This is a genomic window from Saccharospirillum alexandrii (assembly GCF_043641555.1).
GTDB classification, from domain to species: Bacteria; Pseudomonadota; Gammaproteobacteria; order Pseudomonadales; family Natronospirillaceae; genus Saccharospirillum; species Saccharospirillum alexandrii_A.
In genome coordinates this window covers 504,150-515,863 of record NZ_JBHZRJ010000003.1, presented here as the reverse complement: position 1 = coordinate 515,863, position 11,714 = coordinate 504,150, and the positions used below count along the sequence as shown (strand labels likewise).

Here is an 11,714-nt window from a genome sequence, read left to right as displayed (position 1 = left end):
GGCAGATTACCCGCTTGTCTACACTCAAAACAGCCCCATTCTCCCAAAGTTACCTTACAACAAACCGGAGCATACGATGTCCAACTTCCCAAAACGCTGGCCCGCCGCTGACCCAACTGTTCTTCAGCTTTACTCCATGGGCACCCCGAATGGTCAGAAAGTGTCTATCATGCTCGAAGAAACGGGCCTTCCCTATGAACCGCATCTGGTCAATATCATTAAAAACGACCAGTTCGATGAAGACTTCCTGAAACTCAACCCGAACAACAAGATACCCGCCATCGTCGACCCAAATGGCCCCAATGGTGAACGCATTGCCATGATGGAAACCGGCGCCATTCTGATGTACCTGGCGGAAAAAACCGGACAGTTCCTGCCCAAAGACCCAGCAAAGCGCTGGGAAACCCTGCAATGGCTATTTTTCCAGGTGGCGCATGTTGGCCCGATGTTTGGTCAGTTCGGTCACTTTTATAAGTTCGCCGCTGACAAAACATCCGATAGCTATGGAGTGGAACGCTTCACCAGCGAATCGAAACGTCTTCTGGGCGTGCTCAACCAACGCCTACAGGGCCAGGAGTGGATCATGGGTGATGAGCTGACCATCGCCGATATGGCCATTGGCCCCTGGATAAAGGCGCTCGACTTTTACGAAGGACATGAAGCGCTGGATACCGCTGCCTATAACAACGTTATGCAGTACTGCGAACGCTTCTACGCGCGACCTGCCGTAGAAAAAGGCTCACAAGTGTGCATGCCGAACAGCTGATTCATATGACATGCGTATAAGAACCTGAGCAAGCTAAAAAGGCTTTCTCAGGTTCGTACCAGCCTGCATTACTGAGCGCAGGCTGCAGCTAGCCAGCTAAGTGCTGTAAACCAGATACAGCAAAACACTAATCGACATTAAGATTATTGTCGGCCACACCGACCGGGTTTTGTACAACTCACGAATCAGCTCCTCCCGGTATTGGTCCAGAAAGTCCTGTTCCTGAATGCTCAGGGCCCCACCCTTCCGCTCCTTTTGATACAACCGCTGCAAGCTCACTTTCTGACTGAAATCCAGCTCTCTCAATACCGGAATAGATGATATCGAATCCATGGTAATGCTCCCTTTCAACAACAATTATCCTTTACATCTGCAATGAGTTTGCTGCTACAACTGCAACGCTTCATTGAAATGACTACAAACAAGCAAAGCGCGAGAATCTATAACCCGTGCGTACACTTGCCTTTAAACCGCGAGGAAGGATACTGACACTCACGGGCAAACGTTGATAACTCGATCACAAGGTTGATGAAACCTTCTCGATGAATTCACACACTCCCCATTTCAAACTGGCATAACTCTGCGATATCTTGTTGGTATTCTGAGGCGTCATTAAATCGAGATACTGTGGCTAAATGGTCCTATGGTGGCATTCAATCCTAACAATTGACAATTGCAGTTCGGTTGTAAGATTAAATCTTGTACAATAGAACGCTTTCAAAACATCAACTCACAGCAACCCTAAGCAGTCACAAGCGGGTAAAAACAACGTGCAACCAGCCATACACCACTCCTGGGATATCAGTGAGCAAGAAGCCATAGCACTGCAGAGAGACCTGGCTTCAAAAGTCATTCGTACGGACGAGCTCGAGCCTGTCACACTGGTTGCGGGCGTTGATGTTGCCTATTCAAAACACAGCAATACCCTTGTTGCGGCCGTTGCTGTGCTGGATGCAGCCTCAGGTGAACTGGTAGAGACAGTCTCCATTCAAGATCAGGAACAGTTCCCCTATATACCTGGCCTGTTCTCTTTCCGCGAGCTGCCACCTATTATCAAGGCATTCGAACAGCTATCATCCACGCCTCAGCTAGTGGTATGTGATGGCCAGGGCCTGGCTCACCCGCGAAGGTTTGGGCTAGCCTGTCACCTCGGCGTTTTATTCGATATTCCAACTATCGGGTGCGGAAAATCACGCTTAATTGGTCAGGAAACAGAACCTGACAAAGAGCGTGGCTCCATAACACCACTTGTTGACGAGGGTGAAGTGATAGGCGCGGCACTAAGAACCCAAACTGGTATCAAGCCAATTTATGTGTCAATTGGGCATAAGATATCTCTACCTACCGCCTGCCAATGGGTACTGGAGCTCTCTCCAAACTATCGTCTACCCGAAACTACGAGATTCTCAGACCAGGCAGTTAGGAAGGTGATTAAAGACCTGGAAATGGGAACACCCTAGGCTGAAGAAACCCAAGTTAGTTTTCTACTAGATGTATATCCTTACTGAGTAATGCAACACTCATTCTAAAAGCCGTTGGTGGTTACACTAGCCGTAACCACCAAGTTAATCATGCTGTATGTGTCGGGTTATTAACCTCCACTTTTAGACCGGGACAAGCATTTTTTATAGCCTCGACCAGCTCTGTTGGAACGGGCGTTTTCTTATTCTGATACTCAAATACAACTTCCTTTACTTTCGCAAAACCAATCATTTCCAGAAGAGCATCTAGATTTACATCCAGTGAAAAAACAGTCATTTCTTTCGCTTTTTCAAAACCTATACTATCCAGAGTATTTTTAATAGGCTCAACAGTCATAGAATTCAATGAACACCTCATATAGGTTATGCTCTTGTATTCTTTTGGAAGGGGCACATCCACAGAGTAAAATCGTATTCTGTCATTAAGTTCATCAATAAAATTCTTATCAAAACTACCGCTCATACTTATAGATGCAGAGAAGTCTTCACTTCCACTAATGTCTATTAGTGCCCCCTCCACACCTTCGGCACTGTGTTTACCATATACCAAAGCAGAAAGGCTGCCATTTCTGTTCTTATTAAATTTAAACGTATACTTTCCTGGAAAGAAGCAATCAATTGAAGAAATACATCCCTTTTCAGTATTCTCAATATCGACCCATCCCGTATTCTTAGTATACAGGCACATTTGACGAAGAACTCCTTTATCTACTTCAAATACTATTCCAAAAAAAAGCTTTCCGTCCACCAATGCCAACTCATCGTGATCATACTCCACTCGATCATCTGACTCAGGAATCCATAATTCATCATCGGCAATGCCGTACTTTGACAGCCAATTCTCTGTTAACATACCTTCTTGGAAAAATTTAGCTCTAAATAACCCATCGCTACCACGCTCTAGGGCGATACCGCTATAACTTTGATTACGCACCATGGCAAGCCTATGTTCATAGCGTACGGCAGTCATATTTGCAACTCTAAAAATATTATTCATCAGAAACCCCAGACCGGCCCGTTCTAATACTTATTGGTTCGGAAAGAATGCCACCACAATTGTTGCACGCTGGAAAGTGATTTCCGCGATGCCTATTTCCTTGAAAGTAGAATGTGGCGACCGATATTTTTCCAAGATTCTCCTGATTAATTGGAATTCCAGCCGAGTCCATCCTATGAAACAGCTGATTTACCGCCAAAACTTCCGCATGCATTCCAGGCGGCCCTGCCTCATCAAGAAGCACTCTATCGTTAACCTCAATATGCTCGCGTATCTTCCTTTCCATTTCGGGATGTAGGACCATAAAAAATGGGTCTTTCTTGTATATTCCTTTCAGGTGCTCCATGTAGCTCTCAATGTCGGGGATCGTATACTTCCCAACTACCCCGTCTAATCGTCCGAAAATTGAATTTGGTGAAGGAACCATCCGATTAACAATCGGTCTTTTACCTTCTATATTCCAATAGACGCCTGCTTCAATCGGCAAATCTGGGTGTCCGGCCCCGGATATCGCCTTCTTCGTCCCCAGAGCGTCGTTAAGGTCTATTATTCTACTGGTTTCTCTCTGTACATACGAATAATGCCGGTTTTCAAAATCGTCGACTACGTTAAGCGTACTTCTAGCGCTGCGGCTTGCCTGTTGTTCCAGCGGTGGATGGCCTGGGTCATGGTATGCATTATTCTCACGCTCAAAGTGAGAATTCAGATATTGAATAGCTGATCCCCGGCTGGGCTGGGCAACTTACCGTTAAACAAACTAGACTCCGTATCACACAGCTTTTGCATCTCAAGATTTCGTTCATCACCGCTTTTTGGTTCAGCGCAATATAAATATTTTTTGTAAGTATCGAGAGAGCCAACTTTACCGATTAAGGCCGGGTCATGCATAAATGCCCTGAATAGTTGAGCTAACTGAGTCTGCCTCACGTTGATTAACTTATGCTGCTAGTGCAACTCTTGCCAATAGTAATCATGCTCGTTCCTGTTGATAACATCTTACTAGTGGATACCTCATACGCTTCTCACTAAATCTGACCATCTTCATACTTCTGTTGAATGCCCAACAACACCTGCATCAAACCATGCTCATCTAGGTAAACATCATATAACTCGAACTCCTGCTGGACAATCGGATTGACATATGACCGACGCTTTCTGTTCTCAAGTCGGTATCTCATTAAACCATGATTTCCGTGGTGAGCCCCCCGAAAAACATAAACTTCATTTTCTTTGTCCAACTGAACGATGTCATACATAGTGCCGGGTGGGCACCCCCCTTGATCAGGGGTCAACTTAAAACGTGTTATCACACCAAGAAGCCACTTCAAATAAGGTAGCGAAAATTCGAACTGGCCGATCAAATACTTTCCTCGTGGGTCTGGCTTAATCGCCCAACTTGTAAAACACAAATACCCCTGACAGGTTGATACTATTCAATCGTCTTCAGGAAAGAGGGGTCGTTGAACCGGCATTGGACAGTAAAGTCCGAGTCATTCGGATCATAGAGCTTAAGTTGATAAGGATAACGCGACTGTGTGGTCACTTGGTTTTCTCCGGCTATAATTCTAAATCAACAATCTCGACCACACTTTCCTTGGGAACACCTCTTGCTCTACTCACTAAAGCTGACCGTCTTCATATTTCCGTTGAATGTCCAACAGCACCTGCATCAAGCCATGATCTTTCAGGTAAACATCATATAGGTCAAACTCCTGACTCATTTGAGGGTCTATGTATGAATGGCGCTTTCGGTTCTCCAAGGCATATATCATCAACCCATTCTTACCATGGTGAGCTCCTCTAAATACGTATAACTCATTTTCCTTATCTAGCTGAACAATATCGAACATGGTTCCAGGAGCATAGCCACCTTGATTAGGTGTAAGTTTAAATCGAGCCATTACTCCAAGAAGCCATTTCAAATAAGGCAATGAAAACTCAAGCTGGTCATTCAGGTATTTACCCTGCGGCGTAGGCTCTATGGCCAAACTGGTGAAGCATAAATACCCCCGGCAAGTTGAAATTATTAGATCATCCCCTGGAAATAATGAACTGTTTAATCGGCTATGCACGATAAATTCCGGATCGTTCGGGTCATACAATTTTAGCTGATATGGATAGCGGGACTGAGTCGTCACTTGGCTTTCTCCGGAAAAAACCCTAAGTCACTGGTCCTGACAACATCTTCCTTGGGGACACATATAACGCTACTCACAAAAGCTGACCATCCTCATATTGCTGCTGAATGTCCAACAACACCTGCATCAGGCCATGATCCTCCAGGTAAACATCATATAGATCAAACTCCTGACTCATTTGAGCATTGATGTATGAGTGGCGTTTTCGGTTCTCCAAGACATATATCATTAACCCATTGTTACCGTGGTGCGCTCCTCTAAATACGTACAACTCATTTTCCTTGTCCAATTGCACAATATCGTACATGGTCCCGGGGGGGGGGTAACCTCCTTGCTCAGGCCTTAGCTTAAAACGAGCCATCACTCCAAGAAGCCACTTCAAGTAAGGCAAGGCACATTCAAACTGGCCTACTAAATACCTTCCTCTTGGGTTAGGTTCAATAGCCCAATTGGTAAAGCATAAGTATCCTCGACAAGTTGAAATAATCAGGTCATCTTCTGGAAATATTGGATTACTAAACCGACTATGAACCATAAAATCCGGATCATTCGGGCTATATAACTTTAATTGATAAGGATAACGCGACTGTGTGGTCACTTGGCTTTCTCCGGAAAAGACTCTAAGTCACTGGCCCTGACAACACCTTCCTTGAGAACACCTCTTACGCTACCCACTAAATCTGACCATCCTCATATTTTTGTTGAATATCTAACAACACCTGCATCAAGCCATGCTCATCCAAGTATGTATCGTACAATTCAAATACTTGATTCATTTGATGGTCAATATATGAATGACGTTTTCGATTTTCCAACCTATACCTCATTAAACCATAATTCCCATGGTGAGCCCCCCTAAAAACATAGACTTCATTTTCTTTATCCAACTGAACGATGTCGTACATGATTCCAGGAGGATATCCCCCTTGATCAGGCGTCAGCTTGAAGCGAGCCATTACAGTTAAGAGCCACTTTAAGTAAGGTAAAGAAAACTCAAACTGGCCGACCAAGTACTTTCCTCTTGGGTTTGGTTCAATAGCCCAGCTTGTAAAACATAAGTATCCTTGGCAAGTCGATACAATTAGATCATCTTCGGGAAAGAGAGGATCATTGAATCGGCTATGTACAGTGAAATCCGGATCATTCGGATCATACAGTTTCAACTGACAAGGGTAAGGAAAGGAAGCTGTCATTTAGTTTGCTCCGGCAATAAATCTAGGTCGACGATGGCGATCATATCTTCTCCAAGCATTTCCTGTAGTGTCTTCGGATTCGTTTCATAGGTGAAAGTCTCTTTTACACCATAGTTTTGCGACTGCGGTATTGGTCCACTGTCATGTAAACTTTTGGTTAATCCATTACCAGCATACTCTTTGTAAGCTCCATACGAGTTCTCAATTTCGAGTCTAGCGTTAAATAGATTTTTTTGATGCATATTACTGCCGAATGTAGTAAAAATAAAATCATCTAATTGCTTAGGATCTTTCAAGTTATAAGCCGGAATGTCTTTATTATTTGCATCCTTACCAACCACGTTGTCAGCCATGTTCTTATAGTGCAAATACTCTCGGCTGTACCTTTCCGTCATCACTTCCCGAATAAGTGCTTCTTTGGCCGGGTCATGGCCTGCCTGGCGTAAGGCAAACTGCGTCAGATTATCGTAGGTCGGCACGATGCTAGTGCCTATGCTGGCGGCTTCGTGCTTTTTCCGATCAATCAGTACCATAACCCATTTCTCATTGGGGTCAAAATACTGGTCACCCATCCCTACGCTGCGACGTATTAAATCCGGGTCGCTGTCGCTATCGACGATCTGGTCGAACGTGGTTGACCAGTATTTTACTCGGCCAAGGTCATCCGTGCCGCCCAACTTTCCGGTCAGGTTATTGGGGTCTCGCACGGTGTCGCTTCGGTCAAAAACATGGCTCTTATTCATCAGTCGAACAATATAATTGTCTCGTATGGTCGGGTTGCGGTCCAACATATCCAGCAGTTCGTCATCACTGTATTTGAGCGGCTTTCCACCGTCGATCAATCGAGTTCGTGCGTCCTCCAACAGGTTGGCGGCCTCGTCCAAGGTGTCCGGGTTGACGAACCTGTTCTCAGCCCGTCTGATTTGCCGCGCCGTCATCCGGGCACCGTCCTGCCTAAGCGGCAAGCTTTCCGGTTCCGTTTGTGCCTCTATATTTGCCCGAGTTTGCCCACCCTCCACCGGGATACTCTGAGGTGGAGGAGTGTCCAGGTCTATCTGGACCTCTGGGTCGTTGACCTGCGAAGCATTGAGCAGGGTTCGGTTATTGTTCAAGTTATTTAGGTCGGCCGTCGTGCCTTTCACCGAGATGTAGGTCATGGCACTGGCAATAGCCGCTGAGCGCAGGAGTTCCATCAGTTTTTGCAGTCGCTCATCCGGTGACAGCCTGGGGTCGTCCATAATGTTCTGATATTGGTTGATGTGCTCCGCCGCCAACAGGATGCCCTGCATCCCATCGGTGCTCACCTGCCCTATCAGCACAGCACGTTGCATTCCAGTCCCCAGTTTGGTGGCCGAGGTCACGGTTGCTCCCACTTTCCAGGCCATGCCCCCCGCCGCGAACAGGTTGCCAACAATAGAAAGCCCATCGAAGGCGTCGTCTTTCCAGTTGCCAAAGCCTTCGGCATGACGCTGGGAAATATTGATGGCGGCAGCCCCGGTACTGGTAAAGATGGAAGTCCAAATGGCCGCCGAGACGACGCGGGAACCGGGCACTGGCGCCAGTAGTGTTACCACTCCGGCCACCGCTGCTGCTCCAAGGGCGGCGTAATCAAGCCATGACGAGACTTCATCCCAGAATGAACCGCCATCGGTTTCAAAGTCTCCGGATAGGTCGACGCCATACTTTGGTACCGAGAACTGGTACTGGATGTGTCCTTCAGGGTATCGGTTATTCCAATCCCAGGTTCTGATCAGGTCCTGAATCGCTTCTCCATGGGTATCCCCATCGTTCTCGTAAGTGCCCGTTGTATATCGATAAACGGGGTTGGTCCAGTCAACCAAACGCCACAGTTTTTCATCCGAGCCTGGCAGGCTCAGATTCACCAACCAGAGCCTGAGTGGCGTTCGGGTAGCTGTGTTTTTGTCGATGTGCATGGCATCCACTGCCCACCCTTCCAGGTTGTGCAACCCGCTCATGTGATCTTCGAGATGGTGGATGTAGCTTGTTAACTGCCCGACTTTTCCCTCATGCTCTTCCCGTTGCTCCTCATTTATTGGAGGCCGTTCCCTGGCGATGTGCTGTAAGGTTTCCAAATAGGTTTTGATGTGTTGCAACTGTTGGCTGGGTGTCGGGTCATGATCGTTCGCGCTGGCATCAAATGTTTGTTTGAGGATGCTGGCGGCATGATCCACTCGCTGCGGCATCGCTACACGCTGCCTTGTTCCATCTTTGAAGTGTGCCGTAAAGATAATGGTATGACGGCCGGGTATGGTCCACTCTGCACTCTTCCATTCCACTCCCCAGGGTCCTATGGCTCTGGTAGGCGCATACCAAGGTATGGTTGAAGGATCATTAACACAGACCCACCGGAAGACCGTGCCTTCGGGAATGGCTTCCGGGTTTTCAATATGGGCCTTGAAAGAAACATCCGTTCCCACGGGGAGAGTTGCAAACTTGGGAAAGGATTCGATACGAATAGTCAGCCTAGACATCGCTTTGAACCTCCATGTCGTCCATGCCAATTAAGCCAGCGATTGCCATAAGGGGGAACAATACGTCTTGGTCGTCTTCGGTGGTGAACGTGTCTTTAATATCCTGAGCCAAGTCACCGGGGTAAACGGCACTGACCGCTTGGTAGTCGACTGCAGCTTGAAGGAGCCTGCAGAGGGTACGTAATCTCCGTTTTTGAAGCACCCACACTAAATCGGCGGAAATGGATTTATGAAGGAAATCTTCTTCATCCTGATAACTGACACTACCTCTATCTGAAAGTTCCAGGGCTATGAACTCCGCCATACCGGCTTCATTTGAAGTTGCCTGCTGTACTGCGCCACGTTCAGATTCAAGCTTTAATGCAACATCAGCTATAGGGTTCCCAAGTGCGGTACGAACTTGGACAGTAAGAGGCATCGGCTCTTTTTCTTGCTCCGGGCGTTCTCGGTATTCTTGCTCGGTTGCCTGGAAGGCTGACAAATCCAGTTCACATAGATTAGAAATTTCGTAAGCTTCAAGCGAAGCGATTTTCTCCGCCTGATTCCCACCCCCAATGTCGTAACTCACCTCGCCATTGAAGGTCACACCACTCTGGGTGCCGTGCAGGGTGATCTTTTTGCCGAACAGTTTGATGTTGCCGGCCGGGTCGATCTTGATGCCGGTGTCGCCCTTGATCAGCACGATGTCTCCACCGCCGTTGCCCTCGATGGTGATGTCGCCGTTTATCTGGTGCACCAGGGCGCCGTCGCTGACCTGTATCTGGTAATCGCCATGCTGGATGTCGGTGGTGCGATCGCCGCTGCGGATGCGTCGGGTGAGGCGGCGTTGTTGCACCCAGAGGCTGATGTCGCCTTCGGCGGCCTGGGTGAGGTGGAACTGGGCCAGGTGCTGGTGGTCGGCTTCAGCCTGGTGGCGCTGGTGGCCGTCGATGTGGCTGTGGCTTTGAAGTTTGACGGTCTGGCTGCGGTTACCGCCGATGCGCTCGTCCAGGTTGCCGGTGTCGGTGGTGAGGTTGAGCGTTTTGCCGGCGCGGATGCTCAGGCCGCCGAACTGGGCGGCCAGCTTGATGTAATGCTCGGTGCCGGTGGCGTTCAGGGCCAGCAGGGTTTGCTGGTCGAAGCTGTGCAGGGCGATGGCTTCGGCGTCGAGGCTGTCGTCGAAGCGCAGTTCGTTCTGGCCGGGGGTAACCAGACGCGATTGTAGAGCGTTGTCCCGGGTTACGGGGCCGATCTGGTGGCGGCTGGGGATGACGCCGAGGATCATCGCCCGGGCCGGGTCGTTGTTAAGGCAGGTAATCAGTACAGTGGTGCGGTTCAGCAGCGGGAAGTGCCAGCCAGTGGTGATGCCATCCTGTTCCGGGCTGGCGTAGGGGGCGAGCCGTTCGGTTAACGGGCTGGCCTGGGCGTGGGTGGCGGCCTCGTAGGGCTGGCGGGCGCCATAGGCTTCATCGGCGTCGAGCCGGAAGTAGTAGCGCCCGTCGCGGCCGAGTTCGGCGTGGTCGTACCGGCTTTCGATGCGGGCCGGGAACATCGGCGGCAGCGCCGGGGGTTTGATCAGTTCCGGGCGCACCGGGTCGGTACGGGGGATCAGCGTCGCGCTGTTGCGGTAGGCCAGGCCTGCGCCGTCGGCCTCGGCGGTGTGCTCAACGGTGAGAATGCGGAAATCGCCCCGGGTGCCGCCGCCCAGGGTACCGGTGGGTAGGCTGCGCGCGTCCAGTGGTAAACAATAGCCAGCGGTCAGCAGCGGCAAGTGGCTGCTGATGCTGAGGGTGTAGCGGGTGGCATCGCGGCGCTGCTGGTCATAGAGGGCCCGGGTTTCAGCGGCGTCTCGCCCGAGCGGTGGGTCGAACGTCTGGTGGTTGGCTTGGTCGATGGTTAACTCGGTCATGCCTCTGTGGCTGGCGTTACCGGCCCCCCGATGCGCCTCGCTGACCGACCGGGCGATGCGGCTGGGTTGCCAGCGCCAGTGGCCTTTGGCGTCGGTGATGCGGTTCAGGGCGTCGCCCGGAGCGAGGCCGGAGACGGCGCTGGCCCATTCGATGTCGGGCAGATAGGGGGTGAAGTCGGGGTTGTTCCGGATCACCAGGGTTTCATGGTCTTGCCCGGGTGGGTGCTGGAACCAGTAGTTGGCGCCCACCTCGGCCAACAGCCGTTGCAGGCACTGCAGGTTGGTCTCCTGGGCTTGCAGAAAGGGGCCATCGGGTGCGGGGCCGGGCTCCAGAATCAGGTCGAGTTCCTGGGGCTGGTAGCCCATGCTGGCGAGCAGATGTTTCAGCACCTGTTCCCGGGTCTGGTCCATCATCAGGCGGGTGCGCGGTTGCAGGGTGCCCTGGTGCAGTTTGCTCGCCAGGCGAAGCTCGGCGCGGTCGTTGCCGTCTGAAATCAGTTCCAGTTGCTGCACTTGCAGATGAAACCAGCGGCTGCGCCCGTCGATCAGTTGCAGCTCGACCGAGGCGGGCAGGTTCAGCAGTTCGGTGCCGGTCAGTGGCAGCGGTGTTGGGCAGGTGACTTTGAGGTAACAGGGCCGGTTGAGTGCTTCGCGCCCGGTCAGGGCCAGAATGGGCAGGCGGTAGCCGGCCAGGTGCAAATGGCCTGTCGTCTGTTGTGTTGCCATGTTCAGTATCCTTCTAAATTCAGCGTTCTGTAC

11 protein-coding genes are annotated in these 11,714 nt (G+C 50.0%); 2 read left to right on the top strand and 9 right to left on the bottom strand.

From position 1 onward, the window contains the following. Nucleotides 1–76: 76 nt before the first annotated feature. Nucleotides 77–766, top strand: a complete 690-nt coding sequence (locus ACHUE7_RS12590; protein ID WP_394170277.1) for a glutathione S-transferase N-terminal domain-containing protein — start codon at nt 77–79, stop codon at nt 764–766. Between the two features lie 96 nt (nt 767–862). Here the strand turns inward: ACHUE7_RS12590 and ACHUE7_RS12585 are convergent, their stop codons facing one another. Beyond that, nucleotides 863–1,099, bottom strand: a complete 237-nt coding sequence (locus ACHUE7_RS12585; RefSeq protein ID WP_394170276.1) for a hypothetical protein — start codon at nt 1,097–1,099, stop codon at nt 863–865. Nucleotides 1,100–1,536: 437 nt separating this feature from the next. On the opposite strand from ACHUE7_RS12585, the gene nfi reads away from it, so the two are divergent. Continuing rightward, the gene (gene nfi, locus ACHUE7_RS12580) at nt 1,537–2,226 is read left to right on the top strand and encodes a deoxyribonuclease V (RefSeq protein ID WP_394170275.1); all 690 of its coding nucleotides are present in this window, start codon (nt 1,537–1,539) and stop codon (nt 2,224–2,226) included. Between the two features lie 109 nt (nt 2,227–2,335). Here nfi and ACHUE7_RS12575 read toward each other — a convergent pair whose 3' ends face one another. The 8 genes from ACHUE7_RS12575 to ACHUE7_RS12540 form a co-directional block, all read right to left on the bottom strand. After that, entirely contained in the window at nt 2,336–3,244 is a 909-nt protein-coding gene (locus ACHUE7_RS12575) for a hypothetical protein (protein WP_394170274.1), read from the bottom strand. After that, nucleotides 3,237–3,731, bottom strand: a complete 495-nt coding sequence (locus ACHUE7_RS12570) for a YwqJ-related putative deaminase (protein WP_394170273.1) — start codon at nt 3,729–3,731, stop codon at nt 3,237–3,239. The genes ACHUE7_RS12575 and ACHUE7_RS12570 overlap by 8 nt, the downstream gene beginning before the upstream one ends. A gap of 538 nt (nt 3,732–4,269) precedes the next feature. Further along, nucleotides 4,270–4,605: a hypothetical protein gene (locus ACHUE7_RS12565; RefSeq protein ID WP_394170272.1), complete on the bottom strand. Its 336-nt coding sequence runs from the start codon at nt 4,603–4,605 to the stop codon at nt 4,270–4,272. Nucleotides 4,606–4,863: 258 nt separating this feature from the next. Then, nucleotides 4,864–5,382 (bottom strand): hypothetical protein, encoded by a 519-nt coding sequence (locus tag ACHUE7_RS12560; RefSeq protein WP_394170271.1) that lies wholly within the window; start codon nt 5,380–5,382, stop codon nt 4,864–4,866. Between the two features lie 73 nt (nt 5,383–5,455). Then, on the bottom strand, nt 5,456–5,980 hold the full coding sequence (locus ACHUE7_RS12555) for a hypothetical protein (RefSeq protein WP_394170270.1): 525 nt from the start codon (nt 5,978–5,980) through the stop codon (nt 5,456–5,458). A 76-nt stretch (nt 5,981–6,056) separates the two neighbouring features. Then, a complete protein-coding gene (locus ACHUE7_RS12550; RefSeq protein WP_394170269.1) occupies nt 6,057–6,575 on the bottom strand; it encodes a hypothetical protein in 519 nt (172 codons plus the stop codon). Then, nucleotides 6,572–9,067 (bottom strand): hypothetical protein, encoded by a 2,496-nt coding sequence (locus ACHUE7_RS12545; RefSeq protein ID WP_394170268.1) that lies wholly within the window; start codon nt 9,065–9,067, stop codon nt 6,572–6,574. Before ACHUE7_RS12545 ends, ACHUE7_RS12550 begins: the two co-directional genes overlap by 4 nt. Continuing rightward, nucleotides 9,060–11,681, bottom strand: a complete 2,622-nt coding sequence (locus tag ACHUE7_RS12540; protein ID WP_394170267.1) for a contractile injection system protein, VgrG/Pvc8 family — start codon at nt 11,679–11,681, stop codon at nt 9,060–9,062. Before ACHUE7_RS12540 ends, ACHUE7_RS12545 begins: the two co-directional genes overlap by 8 nt. Nucleotides 11,682–11,714 lie beyond the last annotated feature (33 nt).

Excerpts from the sequence above, each read along its gene's own strand:
- ACHUE7_RS12545 (WP_394170268.1), bottom strand. The coding sequence starts at position 9,067 with ATGTCTAGGCTGACTATTCGTATCGAATCCTTTCCCAAGTTTGCAACT.
- ACHUE7_RS12540 (WP_394170267.1), bottom strand. The coding sequence starts at position 11,681 with ATGGCAACACAACAGACGACAGGCCATTTGCACCTGGCCGGCTACCGC.
- ACHUE7_RS12575 (WP_394170274.1), bottom strand. The coding sequence starts at position 3,244 with ATGAATAATATTTTTAGAGTTGCAAATATGACTGCCGTACGCTATGAA.
- ACHUE7_RS12550 (WP_394170269.1), bottom strand. The coding sequence starts at position 6,575 with ATGACAGCTTCCTTTCCTTACCCTTGTCAGTTGAAACTGTATGATCCG.
- ACHUE7_RS12585 (WP_394170276.1), bottom strand. The coding sequence starts at position 1,099 with ATGGATTCGATATCATCTATTCCGGTATTGAGAGAGCTGGATTTCAGT.
- ACHUE7_RS12590 (WP_394170277.1), top strand. The coding sequence starts at position 77 with ATGTCCAACTTCCCAAAACGCTGGCCCGCCGCTGACCCAACTGTTCTT.